Below are 22,120 nucleotides of genomic sequence, written 5' to 3'. Positions count from 1 at the left end.
CGTGGCTGCGGTGACGACGACGACCGGCTACGAGGCCTACGAGGCGGCCGGGGAGCTGCTACGGGCGCTCTCCGCGCCGATCCGCGTCGCCATCGTGGCCGAGCTCGGTGCCGGTGAGCGCTGCGTGCACGAGCTGGTGGAGAAGCTGGGGGCACCGCAGCCGCTGGTCTCGCAGCACCTGCGGGTGCTGCGCGGGGCCGGGGTGGTGCGCGGCGCCCGGCGCGGGCGCGAGATCGCCTACTCGCTTGTGGACGAGCACGTCGCGCACATCGTCGCGGACGCGGTCAGCCACGCCAAGGAAGGCGCCCCGTGACCGGGGAACCGGCCGCCACCGCGGTACGCAACACGCGCCAGCGCAGCGCCGTCAGCGCGGTGCTGGCCACCGCCGAGGGCTTCCACAGCGCCCAGGACCTGCACGCCATGCTGCGGGCCCGCGGCGAACGGGTCGGCCTCACCACGGTCTACCGGACGTTGCAGGCGCTGGCCGACGCGGGCGAGATCGACGTGATGCGCCCGCCCGGCGGGGAACACCTGTACCGGCGCTGCAGCCAGGGCCACCATCACCACCTGGTGTGCCGCTCCTGCGGCCGGGCGGTGGAGGTGGAGGGCCCGGCCGTGGAGGCGTGGGCGGACCGGGTGGCGGGCCAGCACGGCTTCGTGCACGTCTCGCACACCGTCGAGATCTTCGGCACCTGCCCGGGTTGCGCCCGGCGCTGACCGCGTCACCGGGCGCGGCGGCCCCGCTCGTGCGACGCTGTCGCGCGTGAAGTGGTACGCCGACCGGCTCCCCGTTGCCGCCCGCCAGATCGTCACCGACCTGCTCGTCGTGGTGTGGGTCTACTTCTGGATCCGCGTCGCCCTCTGGGTGCACTCGACCGTGCTGAAGCTCGCTGTGCCCGGCGCGAAACTCGAGGGCGCGGGCACCAGCATCGCCGACAACCTCGCCGACGTGGGTGGCAAGGTCGGCGGCGTCCCCGTGGTCGGCGACCAGCTCACCAGACCGTTCACCGGGGCCGCCGACGCGGCCCGCTCGCTGGCCGACGCGGGACGCCAGCAGCAGGAGCTGATCGGCACCGTGGCCCTGGTCATGGCTTTCGTGGTGGTGGCGCTGCCGCTCACCCTGGTGCTGCTGGGCTGGCTGCCGCTACGGCTGCGCTGGATGCGCCGGGCCGGGGTGGCCAGCCGGGTCCGCCAGCAGCCCGCCGGGCGGGACCTGCTGGCGTTGCGGGCGCTGGCGGGCCGGCCCCTCAACGAGCTGACCCGGCTGGGCCCGGACATCGCACAGTCCTGGCGCGACGGTGACCCCGAGGCGGTGGACGCGCTGGCCGCGCTGGAACTGCGCTGCCTCGGACTGCGACCGGCCCGGCGCTGACCGGGTCACCGCTGCTCACCCGGCGAATCCTCGGCGTACTCGCGGTCCTCGGCCACGTCCTCGGCGTCGATCCAGCTGCGCCGCACATACGGCAGAATCACCCAGTACGTCAGGAACCAGGCGCCGATGAAGACCGTGAGGCTCAACGCGGCCCAGCGGTTCAGCAGGTAGTCGGTGATGAGCAGGACGCTGCTGACCATCGAGATCAGCATGAAGGCCAGCCCGGTGGTGGCCATCCGGTGCGCGTAGCGGACCAGCTCGGGCTTGCGGCCCCGGCGGAACAGGGCCCGGTGGAACGCCACCGGCGCGATCAGGTGCGTGGTCGCGAACGCCGCGGAGATCAACGCCACCAGGTAGACGACGCGCTGGAAGGCGTTCGTGTGCGGAAAGCCGCTACTGAACGGCAGCGTCAGCAGGAACGCGAACAGGATCTGCACGCCGGTCTGCGCCACCCGCAGCTCCTGCAGCAGGTCGGCGAAGTTGCGGTTCCAGCGCTCCCGCTCGCTCTCACCCGGCAGCCCGCCCTTCTCGTCACCCATCGGCATCCTCCCCACGCTCGACTGCCTGGGACATCCCCGCGGCGACGGATGATCAAACTCCCACCCGGGCCAGCACCGCCTCGGCCAGCGTCTCCGGTGCCTCCTCCGGCACCCAGTGGCCGACGTCGCGCAACGCGACGAGCCGGTAGTCCGCCTGGATCCACTCCCCGGTGGCCAGTGCGGCCGTCCGGCCCAGCACCGGGTCCGCCTCACCCCACACGTACGTGGTCGGCACGGTGATCTTCCCCACCCCGGCAAGCTGGCCCCGGGTCAGCGCCCGGTACCAGTTCAGGGCGCCGGTCAGCCGACCGGGCTCGCGCATCGCCTCGGCGTACCCGTCGGCGCGCGGGCCGATCGGCTTCAGCATCGACCGCAGCATCGCACCGTCGCGGGCCAGCAGCAGCCGCTCCGCGAACCCGGCCCGGAAGACCGCCATGTACGCGAACCGCAGCCGCTGCCGCAGCTCCCGGCGCAGCGCGCCCGCCAGCGCCCGCGGATGCGGCACCGACACCGACGTGTACGTGCGGACCCGGTGCGGATGCCCGGCCGCCAGCAGCCAGCCCACCTGGGCACCCCAGTCGTGGCCCACCACGTGCACCGACTCGCAGCCGAGCGCGTCCAGCACCGCGACGGCGTCCGCGGCCGCCTCGGGCAGCCGGTACGCGGCCACCCCGTCCGGGCGGGCGCCCGCGCTGTAACCGCGCTGATCCAGCGCGTAGGTACGCAACCCGGCCGCGTGCAGTCGCGGGATGATCAGATCGAACTCGCGGTGGTCCTGGGGGAAGCCGTGCAGCAGCAGCACCGGCTCGCCGTCCGGGGGGCCGTCGGCGTACACGTCGAAGCTGAGCCCGCGCGCTTTGATCTCCATGCGTGATCTCCCCTCGCTGTCCCCCGCTCCGACCTGGTGTTAGCGTCATCGAAACACATGCAATCCGACAGGGGAGCGCACAGCGCTGAGAGTGCGGGCCGCCCGGCCCGCAGACCCTCGAACCTGATCTGGGTAATGCCAGCGCAGGGAGTTCGGTCTCTCCAGCCGCGCCGACGTGCGCCCTCTCTCGGTTCGCGATAGAGCCCCCGGGAGGCACCATGACAACCGCCGACGTCGGCGCGACACCCACCTACCGCTGGCGGACGGTCGACATCGTGATCGCGTCGGTGATCGCCGTGGCGTTCGGTGTCGTCTTCTGGGCCTGGAACCTGCTGTGGGCCGCCACCTCGGGCGCCTTCGCGTTCTTCCCCCCGGCCCAGGCCCTGCTGTACGGAGTGTGGCTGATGCCCGCCGTGCTCAGCGGTCTGATCATCCGCAAGCCGGGCGCGTCCCTGTTCACCGAGACCCTCGCCGCGCTCATCTCCGCGCTGCTGGGCGACCAGTGGGGCGCCATCGTCATCGTGCAGGGGGTGCTGCAGGGCCTCGGCGCGGAGCTGGCGTTCGCGGCGCTGCGCTACCGCTCGTACAAGCTGCCGGCGGCGCTGCTGGCGGGGGCGCTGACGGGTGTCGGCGCCGCGCTGTTCGACTTCTTCTACTGGAACGCCGCGTACGAGCTGTGGGGGTACCGCGTTCCGTACGCGCTGCTGACGATCGCCAGCAGCACCGTGATCGCCGGGGTCGGCGGCTGGCTGCTGGTGCGGGCGCTGGCACCCACCGGGGTGCTGGACCGGTTCGCGTCGGGCCGCGACCGCGCGCTGGTCTGAGCGATGGCGGAGGTCGTCCTGCGCGGGTTCGGGTGGCGCCACGCCGGGCGCCGCGCGAGGGCCGTACGCGGCGTCGACCTGCGCATCGCGCACGGTGAGCGGGTGCTCCTGCTGGGCCCTTCCGGGGCGGGCAAGAGCACCCTGCTGGCGGCGCTGGCCGCGCTGCTGCCCGAGGACTCCGGGCAGGCCGAGGGCGAGGTCGAGATCGACGGCCTGGATCCGCGCAAGGCCCGCGAACGCGTCGGCATCGTCTTCCAGGACCCGCAGACCCAGCTCGTCATGGCCCGCAGCGGCGACGACGTGGCGTTCGGGCTGGAGAACCGGGGAGTCCCGGCCGAGGACATCTGGCCCCGGGTCGACGCGGCGCTGGCGCGGGTCGGCTTCGCGTACCCACGGGAGCGGCCCACCGCGGCCCTGTCCGGCGGCGAACAGCAGCGGCTCGCGCTCGCCGGGGTGCTGGCGTTGCGCCCCGGGCTGCTGCTGCTCGACGAGCCGACCGCCAACCTGGACCCCGCCGGCGCCGCCCAGGTGCGCGACGCGATCACCCGCGCCCGGGACCCCGACACCACCCTGATCCTGGTCGAGCACCGGGTGGCCGAGGCGCTGCCCCTGGTCGACCGGGTGGTCGTGCTGGAGCCGGGCGGCGGGATCCGCGCGGACGGCCCGCCCGCCGCGGTCTTCGCCGCGCACGGCGACCACCTCGCCGAGCAGGGGGTCTGGGTGCCGGGCCGGCCGATCGCCCCGCGCCGGGCCGTCGCCCCACCGGCCGATCCTCTGGTACGGGCGCGGGCGGTCGCCGTTCCCGGCCGCCTCGCCGCGGTCGACATGTCCGTCCGGGCCGGCGAGGTCGTCGCCGTCACCGGTCCGAACGGGGCCGGGAAGAGCACCCTCGCGTTGCTGCTGGGCGGGCTGCTGGCCCCCGGATCCGGGACGGTCGAGGCGTTCGGCGACCCCCGGCCGCCGCACCGGTGGCGGGCCGCCGTGCTGACCCAGCGGATCGGGTCGGTGTTCCAGCAGCCGGAGCACCAGTTCGTGACCGCCCGGGTACGCGACGAGCTGGCGCTGGGCCCACGCCGCGTGGGGCGCCCGGCCGCCGAGGTGGCGGCCACGGTGGACGAACTGCTGGACCGGCTGCGGCTGACCCGGCTGGCCGAGGCGAACCCGCACACCCTCTCCGGCGGCGAGGCGCGCCGCCTCAGCGTGGCGACCGCCCTGGCCACCGCCCCGCGGCTGCTGGTGCTGGACGAGCCGACGTTCGGCCAGGACCGGCGTACGTGGATCGAGCTGGTCGACCTGCTGGCGCGGCTGCGCGACGGCGGGCACGGGATCGTGGCGGTGACCCACGACGACGCGTTCGTGGCGGCCCTCGCCGACCGGGTGCACGCGCTGGCGCCGCCGCCCCGCAACTCGGCCTCCACGGCTCCCGCCCCGGACCGCGGCAGGGCCGCCGAGCCGCCTGACCGCCGGCGACCCGCGTGAGCCTCACCTTCACCCCGATCGCCGACCCGACCGCGCCGCTGGCCCGCCGCAACCCGGTCGCCAAGCTCGGTGCGGCCCTGGTGTTCTCGCTGCCGCTGATCTTCACGCTCGACCCGCTGACCCCCGCCCTGGCCCTCGCGGTGGAACTGGCCACCGTGCCGCTGTTCGGGATGCGGTATCGGGTGCTGGCCCGCCGGGCGTGGCCGCTGGCGCTGGCCGGCGCCGGGGTGCTGGTGACGATGGTGCTGTTCGCGGCCGAGCGGGCCGGGACGCCGCTGTTCGCGGTGGGGCCGTTCCAGGTCACCACGGGCGTGCTGGGCACCGCGCTCGCGCTGGTGCTGCGGATCTTCGCGGTGGCGCTGCCCGGGGTCATCGTGTTCGCCACCACCGACCCGACGGATCTGGCGGACGCGCTGGTGCAGAACGCGAAGGCACCGCCCCGGTTCGCGATCGGCGCGCTCGCCACGTTCCGGCTGCTGCCGCTGCTGGGCCAGGAATGGCAGATGCTCACCCTGGCCCGGCGCGCGCGCGGCGTCGACGCGGGCCGCAATCCGGTGGCCCGCCTGCGGCTGTTCGCGGCGACGGCGTTCGCGCTGCTGGTGGGCGCGATCCGGCGTGGCACCCGGCTGGCCGTGGCGATGGACGCGCGCGGATTCGACGCCGGTGTGCCGCGCACGTACGCCCGGCGGCAGGTCTTCCGCGTTGCGGACGCCGCGCTGCTGGCGGGCGCGGGTGTGCTGGCCGGGGCCATCCTGGCGGTCAGCGTGGCGACCGGGGTGTTCCGGCCGGTCATCGGCTGAGCGCCGGGCTGCAATGATGGCGGGCATGCTTGTCGCGTTCTCCGTCACCCCGCTCGGCGCGGGCGATGCCGTGGGCGACCTGGTCGCCGAGGCCGTCCGCGTGGTCCGCGCGTCCGGCCTGCCCAACCGCACCGACGCCATGTTCACCACGATCGAGGGCGAGTGGGACGAGGTGATGGCCGTGGTCAAGCAGGCCGTCGACGCGGTCGCCGCGCACGCGCCCCGGGTCAGCGTCACCCTCAAGGCCGACGTACGCCCCGGCGTCACGGGCGCGCTGGAGGCGAAGGTCGAGCACATCGAGCGGCGGCTGGCGCAGCCGTGACCCGGCTGGTCATGTGGGACATCGACCGTACGCTGCTGATCGCCGGCAAGGCCACGCACCAGGCGTACGCGACGGCGTTCACGGCGGTCACCGGCGTCGCGTGGCGCGCCATGGCGGTCACGGCCGGACGCACCGACCGGGACATCTCCGCCGAGATCTTCGCCGCCCACGGCATCGCCGACTGCGAGCCGCACCTGGACGGCTTCTTCACCCGCTACGCCGACGAGGTGCACGCCACCCGGCACCTCATCGCCGAGCAGGGCCGCCTGCTGCCCGGCGTCCGCGAGGTGCTGCGCGCGCTCGCCGTCCGGCCCGGTGTCGTGCAGACCCTGGTCACCGGCAACATCCCGGCGGTCGCGGCGGCGAAGGTCGGCGCGTTCGACCTCGCGTGGGCGTTCGACATGGAGATCGGCGGGTACGGCGCCGCCGACGTCGCCCGCGCCGCGCTCGTCCACCGCTGTCTGGAATCGGCCCACGCGAAGTATGGCGGCCCCGTCCACCCGGTGGTCATCGGCGACACCACGTTCGACGTGGCGGCGGCCCGTGCCACCGGCGCCCTGGCCGTGGGCGTGGCCACCGGTGGCACGAGCATGGCGGAACTGGCCGGGGCGGGCGCGGACGTCGTCCTGGCCGATCTGTCCGACGTGGACGCCGCGGTCGCGGCCATCACCGGCTGAGCCGTTCTCAGACCCGGAAGACGCTGATCGCGGTGCTCAGCTCCGTACTCATCCGGGCAAGTTCCGAGGCGGCGTGCTCGCTCTGGCTGGCGCCCGCCGCGGTCGAGGCGGCGGCGTCGGCCACCCCGGCGATGTTGCCGGCGATGGCGCTGCTGCCGTCGGCGGCCGCGGTGACGTTGCGGGTCATGTCGTCGGTGGTCGCGGTCTGCTCCTCCACGGCGGTCGCGATGACCGTCTGGTAGTCGTTGACCTGGTTGATGATGGAGGCGATCTGGTCGATCGCGGCGACCGCGTCGGCGGTGTCGGTCTGGATGGCCAGCACCCGCCGCGAGATGTCCTCGGTGGCCTTGGCGGTCTCCTGGGCCAGGTCCTTGACCTCACCCGCGACGACCGCGAAGCCCTTGCCGGCGTCACCGGCCCGCGCCGCCTCGATCGTGGCGTTGAGGGCCAGCAGGTTCGTCTGCTCGGCGATCATGTTGATGGTCTTGATGACCTCGCCGACCTCCTGCGACGAGGCGCCGAGACGGGTCACCGTGGACATGGTCGCCTCGGCGACCGTCACGGCCTGCGACGCCACCCCGACGGCCTGGTTCGCGTTCTGGGCGATCTCCCGGATCGACGCCACCATCTCCTCGCTGCTGACCGCCAGGGTCTGCACGTTGCCGGAGATCCGGCCCGCGCCGTCGGACACCAGCCCGGCCTGCGCGCTGGTCTCCTCCGCGTTCGAGGCGATCTGGGTGGCGGTCGCGGACAGCTCCACCGACGCGGTGGACATCGCCTCGGCGCCGCCCGCCACCTGCCGCACCAGGCCCCGCAGCGAGGCGACGGTCTGATCCACCGCCCGGCTGAGCTGGCCCAGCTCGTCGCTGCGGTTCAGCTCGGCCCGTACGGTCAGATCACCCTCGGCGGCCCGCTGCAACGCGTCGTTGACCTTGCCCAACGGCCGGGTCACGGACCGGGTCGCCCCGAGGGCGAGGGCCACCGCCAGCACCAGCACGCCCAGCGTCACACCGAGCCGGAGGATCTGGTTGGTCCGCAGGTCCGCGGCGGCCTGGGCGGTCAGCGCCACGGCGCGCCCCTGGATCGACGCGAGCACCTTGTCGGTCGTCTTCACCACGTCGCCCTGCGCCTGCGCCACCTGGCCCTTGGTGACGCTGGCCATCGCGGCGGCGCGCGCCGCCTGCGACTCGTCCGCGCGCAGCTGGCCGGTGAACGCGTCGATCCTGGTGAACAGGGCGGTCCACGCGGCCTTCGAGTCCTTCCAGGACGTCTGCTCGGCCGGGGTCAGCACGCCGGTGGGCACGGCGTCCACGGCGGCGAGGATGGCCTTGCGGTCCGGGGCAACGGTGTCCTCGACGCTGGCCGCGTTTCCGCCGGCGCCGGCGCCGGCGAGGACCAGGGCCTGGTAGGCCGCGATGTCGGCGGCGAACAGGCGTACCCGTTGGACCTGGTCCGCGGCCGCGGTGAGGCTGCTGATCCGGGCCTGGGCCGCGGTCTGCTGCTGCGAGCCGCGCAATCCGGCGAAGAGCGCCGCCGCGATGAAGATCCCGAGCAGGGCGAACGCGCCGCCCAGCCGCATGCCGACAGTGATCTTCCTGCTTCTCATCGCGGGTCCTCATCGTTGGGTGGTCTCAGCTGATGAGATCGGCACGTCGGCGCCGGTCGCCTGCCGACGCCGGCTGTGAAGCGGCTCACCCCTTGGTCGGACATTTTGCGCGACAGTCGGAGGCGTAGTCCTAACGGACGGCACGATGGAGCCGACCGGCGGAGCGTGAGGCCACGCGTATCGCTAGGGTTCGCGGTGTGCTGGTACGGGAGTTCGATGAGGCCGACTGGCCGCAGGTCTGGGCGATCGTCCGTGAGGTGATCCAGGCGCGCGACACCTTCACCTACGACCCGGAGATGACCGAGGCGCAGGCGCGCCCGCTGTGGGTCGAGGCGCCCCCGGGCCGGACGGTCGTGGCGACCGAGGACGGCCGCGTCCTGGGCACCGCGAAGATGGGGCCGAACCGTCCCGGCCCCGGATCGCACGTCTCGACGGCCAGCTTCATGGTGGCCGCGAGCGCGCGCGGCCAGGGCGTCGGAACCGCGCTCTTCACGTACGCCGTGGACTGGGCGAAAACCGAGGGATACGCGGGGATGCAGTTCAACGCCGTGGTGGACACGAACCGCACCGCCGTCGAGCTCTACCTGCGCAACGGTTTCCAGATCATCGGTACGGTCCCCGGCGCCTTCGCCCACCCGAGCCTGGGCCGGGTCGGGCTGCACGTGATGTACCGCGAGTTCTGAGCGGCCGGGTCCGGCCCGCCTGACGCGGCGGGCCGGACGCGACAAACTACGAGTCGAACTTCACCTTCTTGCCGGACTCGCCGAACCGGCCGTCACAGATCTGCAGGTAGGCGAGGGTCGTGTCGGCCGGAACGTCGAAGACCAGAAGTCGGTCGACGGTCTTTCCCGGATCGATCGGCTCGCTCAGCGCGTTGCTGCTGGTGTTGTTGAGGTAATCCTCGGCGGTCGTGTTCTCGTCGAGCTCGCGTTCCGTGGGGTTCGTGGCCTTGAGGTCGAAGTACGGGTAGGTGTCGGTCTTCTCGCCGACGTTCTTCACCGAGAAGGAGACCACGCAGAACTTGCCCTTGGCCTTTTCCGTCCGGCTGTCCTCGTAGTCGGTCGCCGGGTCATCGGGTTTGGTGATCGCCTTCCTGGTGCAGTCGATCCCGCGGACCGTCGCCTCGTACGACGTATCGAGTTGCTTCACCTGCGCGGTAGCTCCCACCGCCACCTCGTCCACCTCGTCCGACGAATCGAACAGGATGGACGAGAAGATCGGAAACAGCACGGCGCCGACCGCCACGAAGGTCGCCACCACGATGATCAACGCCGCCACCTGCCTGCGGCGGATCGCCTGGGGTGACTGCGTCAACGTCCGAGTGGTGTTGATGGTGATGTGCGGCACGGCCGCACCGTCCGCGCCGAAGGGCCAGGCGGTTTCGGGGGCCTGCGACGCCGGAATGAGGACCTCTCGCCGGCAGTACGGGCACCGCATGACACCCGCGTCGTGGTCGACCTCCATCCCGGCTCCGCACGACGGGCAGCTGGAGGAGACGGCGGCGGACTGCTGCGGGCCGGTCATCGGGGCATCGGGGGCGGCGTGTGGGCGAACAGGTGCGCGAGCTCAGGTGTGTCGGCGGCCGGCGCCCATTGCGCCATCCCGGCCCGCCACACCAGCGTGTCCCTGGTCATCGCACCGGCGCCGACCTGCCCGGCCAGTGCACCGAGGTCGAACGGGCCCTGCTGACTGCCCGCCACACCCACGTACCACTGCGGGGTCACCGGCAACGGAGGCGGCTGCACCGGCACCGGCGCGTGGCCGACGGCGTTCCCGTCGACGGCCCCGCCCAGGCGCTGACCGAAGAGCATCCCCACGCCCAGCCCCGTGCCCACCCCGGCGGCACCGGGATTGCGGGCGGCGTCCTCAATGGCGTTGGCGGTCTGGAACGTCGTGTACCGCTGCAGGTCGCCGATGATGCCCATCTGCGTACGCCGGTCGAGCGCCTGCTCCACCTCCGGCGGCACCGAGATGTTCTCCACGATGACGGCCGGAAGCCCCAGGCCCATCGGGGCGAGCTGCTCCGCCAGCACCTCGGTGAGCTGCCGGCCGATGGCCTCCTGGTGGGCCGCCATGTCGAGCAGGGACACGTGCGCACTGGCCAGCGCGGAGGTCAACCTGCTCACGATCAACTGCTGGAGATAACCGGCGACCTCCTCCGAACGGAATTCCGGGTCCGTGCCCACCAGCTCGGTGAGGAACCGGCGGGCGTCGAGGATCCGCAGGGCGTACGCGCCGTACGCGCGCAGCCGCACCATGCCGAACTCCGGATCCCGGACGATGACCGGGTTCTGGGTGCCCCACTTCAGGTCGGTGAACTGCCGGGTGTTGACGAAGTAGACCTCGGCCTTGAACGGCGACTCGAATCCGTACTTCCAACCCTTGAGAGTGGACAGTACCGGGAGATTCTGGGTGTGCAGGATGTGCGTACCGGGTCCGAAGGCGTCCGCGATGGTGCCCTCGTTCACGAAGACGGCCACCTGCGATTCGCGCACCACGAGGCGCGCGCCCATCTTGATCTCGTTGTGATACCGCGGGAACCGCCACACGATCGTGTCGCGGCTGCCGTCCAGCCACTCGACGATATCGATGAATTCGCCGCGTATCTTATCCAGCATTGCCATACGGACCTACCCGACATCTCCAAGCCGGCCGGTGCTCGGCCCGCGTCATCCGGCCGGATGATATCAACCGTGATCAACCTCGCCACGCGTCGTGACGGCGGCCCGCTCGACCCGGCGGGTCCCTACCGGCGAAGCAACGACGCCGGGTCGAGGCGGAACGGGAAGGGCCGGTCCGCTCGCAGCACCTCGGCGCCCCGGGCGACGGTGCGCTCGACGTAGTGCGCGCCGTCCAAGCCGTGCAGGCGCAGTACGACACCGTCCGCCTCGAACTCGACGAGCAGATACCACTCGATGCGCGCCGCCGCGTACAGCTGCATCTTGACCAGCCGGTCGGCGGCCGCGTTGCCGGGCGACACGATCTCGCCGACGAAGGGCACCTCGGCCGCGTCGATGATGGCGCCCTCGTCGTCCGTGTCCGCGATGACGAGGTCGGGAATGACGATGCGGCCCGTGCCCAGACGGACGTTGACCGCCTCGTACACCCAGAGACCCGCCGCAGCCGCAGGCTTGTCGAGCGCATTGGCCGCTCCAGGGGCCCACATGCTCAAACACGGCAACGGGCGGCCTCAGCTCGGGGCGACCGGGTTGGGGACGGCGCCGCCGAAGCGGCGGTCCCGCTGGGCGTAGAGCTGGCAGGCGTACCAGAGGTGGCGGCGGTCGAAGTCCGGCCAGAGGGTGTCGAGGAAGACCATCTCGGCGTACGCGGACTGCCAGAGCAGGAAGTTGCTCGTGCGCTGCTCCCCGGAGGGGCGCAGGAACAGATCCACGTCGGGAACCTCGGGGTGGTACAGGTACTTCGCGATGGTCTTCTCGTTGACCCTGTCCGGCTTCAGGCGCCCGGCCGCCACGTCGCGGGCGATGGCCGCGGCGGCATCGGCGATCTCGGCCTGGCCGCCGTAGTTCACGCAGAACTGCAACGTCAGCTTGGTGTTCTGCCGCGACATCTGCTCGGCGGTCTGCAGCTCGGAGATCACGCTCTTCCACAACCGGCCCGCCCGGCCGGACCAGACCACCCGCACCCCCAGCTCGATCAGCTGGTCGCGGCGGCGGCGGATGACATCGCGGTTGAAGCCCATGAGGAAGCGCACCTCCTCCGGCGAACGCTTCCAGTTCTCCGTCGAGAACGCGTAGGACGACAGGTACGGGATGCCCAGCTCGATCGCGCCCTCGATCGCGTCGAACAGCGAATACTCCCCCTGCTCGTGGCCCTTGGTACGGGACAGGCCGCGCTCCTTGGCCCACCGGCCGTTGCCGTCCATCACGATCGCGATGTGCTTGGGCAGGGCGTCGCGCGGCAGATCGGGCGGGGTCGCGCCGGAGGGGTGCGGAGTGGGCGGACGCGTCACGACATGCTCTCCCGTCGGTCGACCAGCGGCAGGGAACGCATCGCGCGCTCCATGTGCCACTGCAGATGAGCCGCCACGAGGCCGCTGCACTCGCGGCGCACCGGCGGCTCGGCGGCGTCGGCGACCTCCCAGTCGCCGGAGGTCAGGGCCAGCATGAGCCCCAGGGTGGCCGGCGCGGGATGCGCCGAGCCGGGCGGGCGGCAGTCCGGGCAGACCGAGCCCCCGGCCGGTACGGAGAACGCCCCGTGCCGCCCCGGCGCACCGCAGACCGCGCACTCGGCCAGCGCGGGCGCCCAGCCCGCCTGCGACATGCCACGCAGCAGGTAGGCGTCCAGGACGAGGCTGCCGTCGTGCTCACCGGCCGCGAGCGCCTTGAACGCGCCCAGGGTGAGCTGGAACAGCCGCAGCGCAGGCTCCCGCTCGACCGGGGTGAGCCGCTCGGCGGTCTCGGCGATCGCGCTGGCGGCCGTGTAGCGGGGGTAGTCACCCAGGAACCGCTTGCCGAACAGCGTCACCGCCTCCACCTGGCTCACCGAGTGCAGCGTGCTGCCCACGCCCTCGGGAGAGCCCGCGAGCTGCAGATCCACGTGGCCGAACGGCTCCAGCCGGGCGCCGAACCGCGACGTCGTGCGGCGCACCCCCCGGGCCACCGCGCGCAGCCGACCGTGCCGGCGGGTCAGCAACGTGATGATCCGGTCGCTTTCCCCCAGCTTCTGCACGCGCAGCACCACCGCGTCGTCGCGGTAGAGCTGTCGGCGGTATCCGGCGGGCACCCGGCCATTCTGCCCCGCCGGTGCGACGACCCCCGCGCGGGTACGACAACCCCGAGCCGCATCTCAGGGTCGAATCCGGGTCGGCTGGGTGGGAGAACCGATGGTCTGGCCGTCCCGCTGGCCCTACCGTCTGCAGCATGAATCCCACCCTGATCCGACGCGCGGGCGCATTCACCCTGATGTTCGCGGCGGCGGCCGCGCTGTCCGGGTGCGGTGGGATCGGTGCGCAGCTGACGTTCCACGACGTCGAGAAGGTCAAGGTCACCGAGATCCGGCTGACCGGCTCCGTCGGTGACGTCGCCGTGCGCACCTCCGCCATCGGCGAGACGCGGATCACCCGGCTCGTACGCAGCGGCACGGACCCCGCCGGCGGCTACTCCCTCGACGGCACCGTGCTCACCCTGGACACCAACTGCGGCCCCGACTGCACCGTGTCGTACGACGTGGAGGCGCCGGCCGGGGTCGCGGTCCGCGGTGGGCTGCGTTCCGGCGACATCACCCTCACCGGGGTCGGCCCCACGGACGTGTCGCTCACCTCGGGCGACATCGTGGTGCACGACGCGGCCGCCGACCTCAAGGCCGTCACCACCTCGGGCAACATCTCGGTCGAGGGCGGCAAGGGCCCGGCGACGCTGCGCACGACCTCCGGTGACCTGAGGGCCGACCGGGTCGGCGGCCCCGTTCAGGCCAAGTCCACCAGCGGCGACGTGACCGTCGAGCTGGCCGCCCCCGGCCCGGTGACCGCCGAGGCAACCAGCGGTGACGTGCTGGTCCGGGTACCCGAGGGCAGCTATCACGTCCAGGCCGACAGCCGCTCGGGCGAGAGCCGGGTGGAGTTCCCCGACGACCCGAAGTCGGCGAATGTGATCACCGCGCGGACCACCGACGGCAACGTCACGGTCCAGAACACCTAGGGTGGCAACCGCTACCATTCCCCGATGCTCCTTGCGACAAGGACCAGCATGTGGCGCAGCCGCCACGCGATCAGCGCCGACGGCCACCCGGTTGCCACCTGGGACAGCAGGTTCTGGCGCACCGGCGGCCAATTCGTGTTGGACGGGCGGCGGTTCCAGGTGGACGCCAACATGTGGGGCACCCGGTACACGCTGACCGGCGCCGACGGCACGATGGTCGCCGCCGCGGACCGGGTGGGCCGCAAGCACTGGACCGTCGAGGCGGCCGGACAGACCTACCGGTTCCAGCGCAGATCACTCTGGAGCAACGACCAGGAGCTGCACACCGAGCAGGGTCCGGTGGGCTCGGTCCGGCGCACCAGCATGTGGGGCGGCGATGTCGTCGCCGACCTGCCGGGCCTGCCGCTGCCGGTGCAGATCTTCGTCCTGGGCGTCGTCATCACCATGTGGGACGCCCAGGCCGCCGCGGGCTAGAAGCCCAGCCTGCGCAACTGCTTCGGGTCCCGCTGCCACTCCTTGGCCACGCGCACGTGCAGGTCCAGATAGACCTTCGTGCCCAGCAGCGCCTCGATCTGGGCCCGGGCCCGGGTGCCCACGTCCTTGAGCCGGGAACCGCGGGTACCGATCACGATCGACTTCTGGCTGTCGCGTTCCACGTACACATCCGCGTAGACCTTGGTCAGGTTGCCCTCGACGAGCATCTCCTGGACCAGCACGGCGATCGAGTGGGGCAGCTCGTCGCGCACCCCCTCCAGCGCCGCCTCGCGCACCAGCTCGGCGACCAGGACCTGCTCCGGCTCCTCGGTCAGCACGTCGTCCGGGTAGAGCTGCGGGGACTCCGGCAGGTGCCGGACCAGCACCTCGACCAGCGTGTCGACCTGATGGCCGGACACCGCGCTGACCGGCACGATCTCGGCGAAGTCGTACAGCTCGCTCACGGCGATCAGGCGCTGGGCCAGCGTCGCCGGGTCGACCAGGTCGACCTTCGTGACCACGGCGATGACCGTGGCCTTCAACTCCGCGATCTCGGCCGAGATGAACCGGTCCCCGGCGCCGACCGGCTCGTCGGCGGGGAAGCACACCCCGATCACGTCGACCTCGCTCCAGGTGTCGCGGACCAGGTCGTTGAGGCGCTGACCGAGCAGCGTACGCGGGCGGTGCAGTCCTGGGGTGTCCACCAGGACGAGCTGGCCGTCCGGGCGGTGCAGCACGCCCCGGATGATGTGCCGGGTCGTCTGCGGCTTGTTCGAGGTGATCGCGATCTTCTGCCCGATGATCGCGTTGGTCAGCGTGGACTTGCCCGCGTTCGGCCGCCCCACGAAGCACGCGAACCCGGCCCGGTAGGCGCCGTCACCGGCCGTGTCGGGTTCGGCGGCCGTCCGGTGCCGGTGGCCGCCGGCCGCCCCGGTATCCCGTCCGCGCCCACCGCGCGATCCGGACTGCGAGCCGCCACGCCGCGACCCGGACTGGGAGCCCGCCCCGCCACGCCGCGACGCGGGCTGCGAGCCGGACCCACCACGTCCCGACGCGGGCTGGGAGCCGGACCCGCCACGTCCCGACGCGGGCTGTGCACCGGCCTGGCCGCCGACCCGTCGGCCGCCGGATTTGCGGCCGGACGGCGGCTGCGGCGCCTCGCTCATTGCGTGACCGTGCCGAGCAGCGTGCCGTCGGGCGCCGCGACGTGGATCGGCGCGTCCGCGGCAAGGTCGCGGACCGCGGCGTGACCGGCACCGTCCAGGTTCGACGCCTCGGTCACCACGGCGGCGGCCTCCAGCTTCGAGGCGCCGGCGGCGGCCGCGGACGCGACCGCGAGCTGCAGCGCCGTGACGGACAGGCTGGGCAGCGCGACGCTGGCCGCCGCGTACGTACGGCCGTCCTGGTCGCGTACAGCGGCGCCCTCGGCGGCCCCGACACGGGCGCGGGCACTGCGGGCGAGCGTGACGAGCTTGGCGTCCTCGGCGCTCAGCGCCGCGTCAGCGGCGGCGGGGGCGATGGTCGGCTCAGGCATCGGCGTGCTGTCTCTCCTCGGCTTCCGGGCTGGATTCGGAGTGCCCGGCCGGCGCGGGCACCCGGCGGACGAGCACCGAGTCGATGCGGTTGCGCCGCCCCGTGGTGCCCTCCGCGATCAGGTGCAGCCCGCCCACGTCCACGCTGGCACCCGGGATCGGCACCCGGCCCAGCGTCTGGGCGAGCAGGCCGCCGACCGTCTCGACCTCGTCGGCGGGCAGCTCGACCCCGAACAGCTCGCCCAGGTCCTCGATCGGCAGCCGGGCGGTGACCCGCACCGCGCCGTCGTCCAGGTGGTCCACGGGCGGGCGCTCGACGTCGTACTCGTCGGTGATCTCGCCGACGATCTCCTCCAGGATGTCCTCGATCGTGACCAGCCCGGCCGTCCCGCCGTACTCGTCCACCACGATGACCAGGTGGGTGCGGGCGGCCTGCATCTCCGAGAGCAGGTCGTCGACCGGCTTGGACTCGGGCACGAACGTGGCGGCCCGCATGACCTCGGCCACCGGCTCGGCCCCGGCCGCCGGGTCGCCGCTCTGGGTGCGCCGCACCACGTCCTTCAGGTACAGCACGCCGAGCACGTCGTCGACGCTGTCGCCGATCACCGGGATCCGGGAGAAGCCCGAACGCAGGAAGAGCACCAGTGCCTGCTGCAGGGTCTTCGGGGCCTCGATCCACACCATCTCGGTGCGCGGCACCATCACCTCGCGGGCGATCGTGTCGCCGAGCGCGAACACCGAGTGGATCATCTGGCGCTCGCCGTGCTCCACCACCCCGCGCTGCTCGGCCAGGTCGACCAGCTCCCGCAGCTCCACCTGGCTGCCGAACGGTCCCTCCGGGAAGCCCTTGCCCGGGGTCACCGCGTTACCGATCAGAATCAGCAGCGAGGCCAGCGGGTTCAGCACCCGGCCCAGGCCGCGGACCAGCGGCCCGGCCGCCCGGCCGATCGCGTACGCGTGCTGGCGCCCGATCGTGCGCGGGGCCACCCCGACCACCACGAAGCTCACCACGGTCATCGCACCCGCCGTAACCAGCGCGGCCTGCCACCCCGCCCCGTACGTGTCGACCGCGACCAGCGCGACCAGCGTGGTCGCGGTCAGCTCGCAGAGCAGCCGGAGCAGGAGCAGCAGGTTGACGTGGCGCACCACGTCGCCCGCGACCGCGGCCAGCGCCGCCGCGCCCCGCTGGCCCTCGCGGGCCATCTCGGTGGCCCGGGCCGTGGAGACCGTGGTCAGGGCGGCGTCGGTCATCGAGGCCAAGCCGGCGAGAAGCACCAGCACGAGCGCGTAGCTGAGCAGTTGCAGGTCCGGCAGGCCGCCCGTGGCGTCCGCGGCGAATAGCGGGGTATCCACGGCGTCAGCCGGCCCGCCGCCCGGCATGCCAGCTCTGCAGGAGCCGGTTCTGCAGGGCGAACATCTCGCGCTCCTCCTCCGGCTCGGCGTGGTCGTAGCCGAGCAGATGCAGCGCGCCGTGGACCGTCAGCAGATGCAGCTCGTCGGCTGCGGTGTGCCCCGCCGCGACCGCCTGCTTGGCGGCCACCTCGGGGGCCAGCACGATGTCGCCGAGTAGCGCCGGCTCGCCCGTGCCCGCCTCGCCGGGCCCGTGGTCGACGCTGCCCTCGTCCATCGGGAAGGCCAGCACGTCGGTGGGGCCGTCGCTGCCCATCCAGCGGTGGTTCAGCTCCCCCATGTAGTCGATGTCGACGAGCAGGATCGACAGCTCGGCGAGCGGGTTGACCCCCATCTCGTCGAGGGCGTGCCGGGCCACCGCGAGGATCGCGTCGGTGTCGACCTCGACTCCCGACTCGTTGGCGATCTCGATGGACATCAGGTGCGGTTACCCCCGTGATCAGCGCCGCCGCCCGGTGCGGCCGCCGCTGGCGGCACGTCCGGGCACGGCATGGACGGATTGCGTGGTCTGTTCGGCGTCGTAGCGCGCGTACGCGTCGACGATCTCGGACACCAGCCGGTGCCGGACGACGTCGTTGCTGCCCAGCTCCGAGAAGTGGACGTCCTCGACGCCGTCGAGGATCTGCCGCACGACCTGCAGGCCGCTGACCGTGCTGTTGGGCAGGTCGACCTGGGTGACGTCGCCGGTCACCACGATCTTGGAGCTGAAGCCGAGCCGGGTGAGGAACATCTTCATCTGCTCGGGCGTCGTGTTCTGCGCCTCGTCCAGAATGATGAACGCGTCGTTGAGCGTGTTGTGGGTGACGATCAGGTCGTCGGTCACATACAGCGAGTCCGCTGCCGCGACCTGGATGCAGACGGTTTCGGCCTCGCCGGCCGGTTGGATGTCCTCGACGAACCGCATCGGCCGACCGCCGCCGCTGGCGTTGTAGCTCGTGCGCTTGCGCTCCAAGCGGAACGGCTCCATGCCCGCGGGCAGACGGATGTCGAGGACGAACGCATCGTTGCGATACCCCACCGGGCGGCCGTCGGCCAGTCCGGGCGTGCGGCCCAGGGCGGGCCGGCACCGCCAGTACGCGACTCCACCGAGCGAGCGCACCAGGAAAACGACGTCGTCCCGCAACCGCGGCGAACACGTCGTGTACTGGATCCGGCACGTGCGGCCGCGCCGGGTGACCGGGCCGCCGTCGCTGTCGAGCAGCCCCTGCAGCAGCGCCAGCCGGGTATCGACGCTGTTCAGCAGGTAGGCCTCTGGAACGAACTTGGTGTCCGAGCGCGTGCCGGCAAGCTGCAGTTCCCGGAGGACCGCGGTGACCGGGTTCGCCGTGATCACACCGCCCCGACCGCCGCCACCGGCACGGCGCAACACGTAGTCGACGTCGTTCTTACGCCACAGTTCGACGCCGGGCAGCGCGGCATCGAGGGCTTCGGCCAACTCCGGGTCCGCGGTGCTGAAGGAGGGCGTCGTCGCGGTGGTCAGGCAACCGTCGCCGAGCAGGAGCCCCAGCGCGTACGCGTCCATCGGGACGTCCTGCGGGACGAACGTGACCGGATCAACCAACGGGAGCTCAAAGCGGTGAACGTGGCCCCGCCGCAGACGGCCGATCATCTCCTGGGTTTCCAGCGTCCGCCATGGGCGGCCATGGCTGCGGTCATCCGGAGTACGGACCGTCCAGAGATGCTCGCCGCAGGCGACCGTCGCCGCGCCGTCTTGCGTCGTCACGCGATAGACGGCCTTGCGGCCCTGGGGATAGACGCCCAAAACGGGTGTCGGCAGTCCGTCGGATCCCGTCACGAGGTCACCGACGGCCAGATCGCCGATGCGCCGCCAGCCATCCGGAGTCAGCACGCTCGCGGTGAGCGGTTGCGCACGGCCACGCATGTATGCCAACGGAGCGACCTCGATGGTGCCCGCCTGCATCAGGCGCGGGATCGAGTCCGGTTCCAGCATGTCGTGCAGCGCGTCGTACAGCGGCCGCAGGTAGGGGTCGATCTTCTCGTTGAGGGTGCCGGGCAGGAAGCCCAGCCGCTCCCCCGCCTCGACCGCCGGCCGGGTCAGGATGATCCGGTTGACCTGCTTGGCCTGCAGCGACTGCACGGCCTTGGCCATCGCCAGGTACGTCTTGCCGGTGCCGGCGGGGCCGATGCCGAAGACGATGGTGTTGGCGTCGATGGCGTCGACGTACCGCTTCTGGCCGAAGGTCTTGGGGCGGATGGTGCGCCCGCGCCGGGAGAGGATGTTGAGGGTGAGGACGTCCGCGGGGCGTTCGGAGATGTTCTGCGCGAGCATCGCCGCCGTGCGGCGCACCGCGTCGACCGTCAGCGTCTCACCCTTCTCGATCAGCTCGATGAGCTCGGAGAAGAGGCGCTCCGCGGTGGCGTTGTCGGCCGGGGAGCCGGTCACGGTGATCTCGTTGCCACGGACATGGACGTCGCTGACGACGGTCCGCTCGATCAGCTTGAGGATCTCATCTTTGGGGCCCAGCAGATTCACCATGATCTTCGGGTCGGAGACCTCGATCCGGGTCTGCACCCGAGCGGCGGCGCTGCTGTGTTCGGTGCCGGTCATATGGGGCGGCCGTACGGCCTACGCCACCTGCTTTCGTTCTCGTCACCGTCGCTGGTCGACGGCGCCCTCTGGTGGATCGTGCCATCGTATCCGCTCGGCACCCCCGCCGCCGATCCCATTCTTCGCGGGTTGCCGCCGCGCCGGGCGGGGCCGCTCAGCCGTCGCCGGGCGAGTGCCCGTCGAAGGTCTCCAGGCCACGGGTGAACCGGTACGTCGCCCAGTGCAGCCGGACCACGGTGCCGTGCTCGTCGCGGGTCAGCCGCAGCAGCTCGCCGACCTCGCGCCCGGACACCGTCCGCAGGATGTCTGGATTGTCCGGCAACGGGCGGAACACGGCGGGCGGTGACCCGGCGGGAGCGTCCGCGGCGCGCGCCTGCATGGTGCCGTCATGCCAGCTGAAGACATGCGGGAAGCCCTCGCCCCACCAGGGGCCGAGCACGGAACGGTACGCCGCCGGCGCCGGCTCCCCCGGAGTCCAGGGCCGGATCTCGGCGGGATCCGCCTCGACCGCGATCGCCAGCAGCTCGTGCACGAGGTCGAACATCGCGGCCCCCGTCCCGGAGGAGGCCAGCACGGCGGCGCCCAGCCCGCCCGGGTTGCCGTCGCCGCCCCGGCGGCCGTACACGCTGGCCAGGAAGCCCGGCATGGCGCCGTCGTGGCCGACGTGCACGACCCGCCTGCCCTGCGGCACCAGCAGCAGGCCGAGGCCGAACCCGGCCGCCCACTGGGCCTCGTCGGTGGTGGTGAGCGGCCAGCGCATCTCCTCGAGGGTGGCCGGGGCGAGGATCGCGCCGTCCGGGTCGACGGTCTCGGGGCTGGTCAGGAACGCCGCCCAGCGCGCCATGTCGGTGGCGGTGCTCCACAGCTGCGCGGCCGGGCTTACACCGCCCAGCTCCAGCCGGGGCTCGGGGCGGGCGGCGTCGGAGTACGCGTCGACGAGGTAGCCGACCGCCGCCTCGGCGGGGGCCGCCGCCGTGGTCGAGGTGAGCCCGAGCGGGGTGAGGACACGCTCGGTGAGCACCGACTCCCAGGTGCCGCCGCGCAGCCGGGCGACGAGCTGGCCCAGCACCGCGAGGCCGAGGTTGGAGTAGTGGAACCGGCGCCCGGTGGGCAGCACCCGCTCGGCGCGATCCAGCTCCGCCACCAGCCCGGCGGCGTCGGGCGCGACCAGGGTGTCCCAGACGTTGCCGTGCGGCTCGCGCTGGTATCCGGCGGTGTGCGAGAGCAGCCGCCGGATGGTGGCGTCGCCGTGCGCGGGGACGTCGAGGTGGGCCGAGACGGGGTCGTCGAGGTCCAGCAGCCCGTCGTCGCGGGCCTGCAGGACGAGCACCGCCGTGAAGGTCTTGGTGACCGAGCCGATCCGGAACCGGCTGTCGGCGTCCAGCGGGTGCGCCGGGTTGCCGCTGGTGCCCACGGTGAGGCTCCACGGGTCGCGGTCGGCGCGGTGCAGGGCGACCGACAGCGCGGGGATGCGGCCGTCGGCCTGGACCTTGCGGACGGCGCGTTCGAAGCGTTCGGCTGGGCTCACCGCGACACCATCGGGCCGAGGGGTGCGCCGCCGAGCACGTGGGCGTGTACGTGCGCGACCTCCTGCCCGGCGTGCCTGCCGTTGTTGACGATCAGCCGGAAGCCGTCCGTACGCAGCCCTTCGGTTTCGGCGACGGCCGCGGCCGCGGCCAGCACGTCGGCCGCGACCCCCGGGTCGGCCAGGGCGAGCGCCGCGATGTCGGGGTGGTGGTCCTTGGGGATCACCAGCACGTGTACGGGGGCCTTGGGCTCGATGTCGCGGAACGCGAGCGTGGTGTCGGTCTCGTGCACGACCGTCGCGGGGATCTCGCCCGCGACGATGCGGCAGAACAGGCAGTCGGTGTCCACGCAAGGATCCTAGGGTCTAGGCATGTCGGAAAGTTCGCCGCAACCTGCCGGTCGACGCCGGGTGTTCCGGACACCCGGTCGGCCCGCGTGCCACGCGAGGTGTCCGCGCCGCTGAC

At 72.5% G+C, this 22,120-nt stretch carries 25 protein-coding genes, 3 pseudogenes and 1 riboswitch; of the genes and pseudogenes, 11 read left to right on the top strand and 17 right to left on the bottom strand.

The features are described from left to right. The first annotated feature begins 10 nt into the window (after positions 1 to 10). Genes EV385_RS22325 through EV385_RS22315 form a run of 3 tightly spaced genes read left to right on the top strand, consistent with a single transcriptional unit; the run spans position 11 to position 1,372 of the window. Positions 11 to 313: an ArsR/SmtB family transcription factor gene (locus EV385_RS22325; RefSeq protein ID WP_130511222.1), complete on the top strand. Its 303-nt coding sequence runs from the start codon at positions 11 to 13 to the stop codon at positions 311 to 313. Next, entirely contained in the window at positions 310 to 717 is a 408-nt protein-coding gene (locus EV385_RS22320) for a Fur family transcriptional regulator (protein ID WP_130511221.1), read from the top strand. The genes EV385_RS22325 and EV385_RS22320 overlap by 4 nt, the downstream gene beginning before the upstream one ends. A 46-nt stretch (positions 718 to 763) precedes the next feature. Next, positions 764 to 1,372 (top strand): hypothetical protein, encoded by a 609-nt coding sequence (locus EV385_RS22315; protein ID WP_130511220.1) that lies wholly within the window; start codon positions 764 to 766, stop codon positions 1,370 to 1,372. A gap of 5 nt (positions 1,373 to 1,377) precedes the next feature. Here the strand turns inward: EV385_RS22315 and EV385_RS22310 are convergent, their stop codons facing one another. Both EV385_RS22310 and EV385_RS22305 read right to left on the bottom strand, forming a co-directional pair. Further along, positions 1,378 to 1,911: a DUF6328 family protein gene (locus EV385_RS22310; RefSeq protein ID WP_242625014.1), complete on the bottom strand. Its 534-nt coding sequence runs from the start codon at positions 1,909 to 1,911 to the stop codon at positions 1,378 to 1,380. Between the two features lie 52 nt (positions 1,912 to 1,963). Next, positions 1,964 to 2,779 carry an alpha/beta fold hydrolase gene (locus tag EV385_RS22305; protein WP_130511219.1) on the bottom strand — a complete coding sequence of 272 codons (816 nt, stop codon included), beginning with the start codon at positions 2,777 to 2,779 and terminating at the stop codon, positions 1,964 to 1,966. A gap of 59 nt (positions 2,780 to 2,838) precedes the next feature. Next, positions 2,839 to 2,947: riboswitch (TPP riboswitch) on the top strand. A gap of 50 nt (positions 2,948 to 2,997) precedes the next feature. Between EV385_RS22305 and EV385_RS22300 the strand changes: the two genes are divergently transcribed. Genes EV385_RS22300 through EV385_RS22280 form a run of 5 tightly spaced genes read left to right on the top strand, consistent with a single transcriptional unit; the run spans position 2,998 to position 6,881 of the window. After that, positions 2,998 to 3,603, top strand: coding sequence for an ECF transporter S component (locus EV385_RS22300; protein ID WP_130511218.1), 606 nt, complete (start codon positions 2,998 to 3,000; stop codon positions 3,601 to 3,603). A 3-nt stretch (positions 3,604 to 3,606) separates the two neighbouring features. After that, a complete protein-coding gene (locus tag EV385_RS22295; protein WP_130511217.1) occupies positions 3,607 to 5,082 on the top strand; it encodes an ABC transporter ATP-binding protein in 1,476 nt (491 codons plus the stop codon). After that, positions 5,079 to 5,882 carry an energy-coupling factor transporter transmembrane component T family protein gene (locus EV385_RS22290; RefSeq protein WP_130511216.1) on the top strand — a complete coding sequence of 268 codons (804 nt, stop codon included), beginning with the start codon at positions 5,079 to 5,081 and terminating at the stop codon, positions 5,880 to 5,882. Before EV385_RS22295 ends, EV385_RS22290 begins: the two co-directional genes overlap by 4 nt. 25 nt (positions 5,883 to 5,907) lie before the next feature. Next, entirely contained in the window at positions 5,908 to 6,204 is a 297-nt protein-coding gene (locus EV385_RS22285) for an MTH1187 family thiamine-binding protein (protein WP_130511215.1), read from the top strand. Next, positions 6,201 to 6,881 carry an HAD family hydrolase gene (locus EV385_RS22280; protein WP_242625013.1) on the top strand — a complete coding sequence of 227 codons (681 nt, stop codon included), beginning with the start codon at positions 6,201 to 6,203 and terminating at the stop codon, positions 6,879 to 6,881. The genes EV385_RS22285 and EV385_RS22280 overlap by 4 nt, the downstream gene beginning before the upstream one ends. Before the next feature lie 7 nt (positions 6,882 to 6,888). Here the strand turns inward: EV385_RS22280 and EV385_RS22275 are convergent, their stop codons facing one another. Beyond that, on the bottom strand, positions 6,889 to 8,487 hold the full coding sequence (locus tag EV385_RS22275) for a methyl-accepting chemotaxis protein (RefSeq protein ID WP_130511214.1): 1,599 nt from the start codon (positions 8,485 to 8,487) through the stop codon (positions 6,889 to 6,891). Positions 8,488 to 8,684: 197 nt separating this feature from the next. Between EV385_RS22275 and EV385_RS22270 the strand changes: the two genes are divergently transcribed. Then, on the top strand, positions 8,685 to 9,170 hold the full coding sequence (locus EV385_RS22270) for a GNAT family N-acetyltransferase (RefSeq protein WP_130511213.1): 486 nt from the start codon (positions 8,685 to 8,687) through the stop codon (positions 9,168 to 9,170). A gap of 46 nt (positions 9,171 to 9,216) precedes the next feature. Here EV385_RS22270 and EV385_RS22265 read toward each other — a convergent pair whose 3' ends face one another. The 5 genes from EV385_RS22265 to recO form a co-directional block, all read right to left on the bottom strand. After that, positions 9,217 to 10,011: a DUF4352 domain-containing protein gene (locus EV385_RS22265; protein WP_130511212.1), complete on the bottom strand. Its 795-nt coding sequence runs from the start codon at positions 10,009 to 10,011 to the stop codon at positions 9,217 to 9,219. Further along, on the bottom strand, positions 10,008 to 11,111 hold the full coding sequence (locus tag EV385_RS22260; protein ID WP_130511211.1) for an SPFH domain-containing protein: 1,104 nt from the start codon (positions 11,109 to 11,111) through the stop codon (positions 10,008 to 10,010). Before EV385_RS22260 ends, EV385_RS22265 begins: the two co-directional genes overlap by 4 nt. A gap of 122 nt (positions 11,112 to 11,233) precedes the next feature. After that, positions 11,234 to 11,653 carry a Uma2 family endonuclease gene (locus EV385_RS22255; protein WP_130511210.1) on the bottom strand — a complete coding sequence of 140 codons (420 nt, stop codon included), beginning with the start codon at positions 11,651 to 11,653 and terminating at the stop codon, positions 11,234 to 11,236. Between the two features lie 24 nt (positions 11,654 to 11,677). Continuing rightward, the gene (locus EV385_RS22250) at positions 11,678 to 12,457 is read right to left on the bottom strand and encodes an isoprenyl transferase (protein WP_130511209.1); all 780 of its coding nucleotides are present in this window, start codon (positions 12,455 to 12,457) and stop codon (positions 11,678 to 11,680) included. Next, entirely contained in the window at positions 12,454 to 13,230 is a 777-nt protein-coding gene (gene recO, locus EV385_RS22245; RefSeq protein WP_130511208.1) for a DNA repair protein RecO, read from the bottom strand. Before recO ends, EV385_RS22250 begins: the two co-directional genes overlap by 4 nt. A 137-nt stretch (positions 13,231 to 13,367) precedes the next feature. Between recO and EV385_RS22240 the strand changes: the two genes are divergently transcribed. Then, a complete protein-coding gene (locus tag EV385_RS22240) occupies positions 13,368 to 14,144 on the top strand; it encodes a DUF4097 family beta strand repeat-containing protein (RefSeq protein ID WP_242625012.1) in 777 nt (258 codons plus the stop codon). 24 nt (positions 14,145 to 14,168) lie between these two features. Beyond that, the gene (locus tag EV385_RS22235) at positions 14,169 to 14,618 is read left to right on the top strand and encodes a hypothetical protein (RefSeq protein WP_130511207.1); all 450 of its coding nucleotides are present in this window, start codon (positions 14,169 to 14,171) and stop codon (positions 14,616 to 14,618) included. Here EV385_RS22235 and era read toward each other — a convergent pair. From era to EV385_RS22200, 9 genes and pseudogenes are all read right to left on the bottom strand, one after another. Then, positions 14,615 to 15,463: a GTPase Era gene (gene era, locus EV385_RS22230; RefSeq protein ID WP_242625332.1), complete on the bottom strand. Its 849-nt coding sequence runs from the start codon at positions 15,461 to 15,463 to the stop codon at positions 14,615 to 14,617. The two genes, EV385_RS22235 and era, sit on opposite strands and share 4 nt — an antisense overlap. 317 nt (positions 15,464 to 15,780) lie before the next feature. Continuing rightward, positions 15,781 to 16,152, bottom strand: a complete 372-nt coding sequence (locus EV385_RS22225; protein WP_130511205.1) for a cytidine deaminase — start codon at positions 16,150 to 16,152, stop codon at positions 15,781 to 15,783. Then, positions 16,145 to 17,530 (bottom strand): CNNM domain-containing protein, encoded by a 1,386-nt coding sequence (locus tag EV385_RS22220; protein ID WP_207229896.1) that lies wholly within the window; start codon positions 17,528 to 17,530, stop codon positions 16,145 to 16,147. The genes EV385_RS22225 and EV385_RS22220 overlap by 8 nt, the downstream gene beginning before the upstream one ends. Next, on the bottom strand, positions 17,508 to 17,978 hold the full coding sequence (ybeY, locus tag EV385_RS22215) for an rRNA maturation RNase YbeY (protein ID WP_130511203.1): 471 nt from the start codon (positions 17,976 to 17,978) through the stop codon (positions 17,508 to 17,510). The genes EV385_RS22220 and ybeY overlap by 23 nt, the downstream gene beginning before the upstream one ends. A 21-nt stretch (positions 17,979 to 17,999) precedes the next feature. Beyond that, positions 18,000 to 18,356 (bottom strand): annotated as a pseudogene (locus tag EV385_RS35215) (PhoH family protein); the annotation flags it as partial. A 288-nt stretch (positions 18,357 to 18,644) separates the two neighbouring features. Then, a pseudogene (locus EV385_RS35210) lies at positions 18,645 to 19,082 on the bottom strand (LAGLIDADG family homing endonuclease); the annotation flags it as partial. Positions 19,083 to 19,430: 348 nt separating this feature from the next. Next, positions 19,431 to 20,129: pseudogene (locus EV385_RS35205) on the bottom strand (PhoH family protein); the annotation flags it as partial. Positions 20,130 to 20,283: 154 nt separating this feature from the next. Further along, complete coding sequence (locus EV385_RS22205; RefSeq protein WP_130511201.1) at positions 20,284 to 21,657, bottom strand: serine hydrolase domain-containing protein; 1,374 nt, start codon at positions 21,655 to 21,657, stop codon at positions 20,284 to 20,286. Next, positions 21,654 to 22,004: an HIT domain-containing protein gene (locus EV385_RS22200; RefSeq protein ID WP_130511200.1), complete on the bottom strand. Its 351-nt coding sequence runs from the start codon at positions 22,002 to 22,004 to the stop codon at positions 21,654 to 21,656. Before EV385_RS22200 ends, EV385_RS22205 begins: the two co-directional genes overlap by 4 nt. Positions 22,005 to 22,120 lie beyond the last annotated feature (116 nt).

The sequence above is a fragment of the Krasilnikovia cinnamomea genome, from assembly GCF_004217545.1.
Lineage (GTDB): Bacteria > Actinomycetota > Actinomycetes > Mycobacteriales > Micromonosporaceae > Actinoplanes > Actinoplanes cinnamomeus.
The sequence above is the reverse complement of the archived record's forward strand: the minus strand, read 5'-3'. Positions and strand labels throughout refer to the sequence as shown.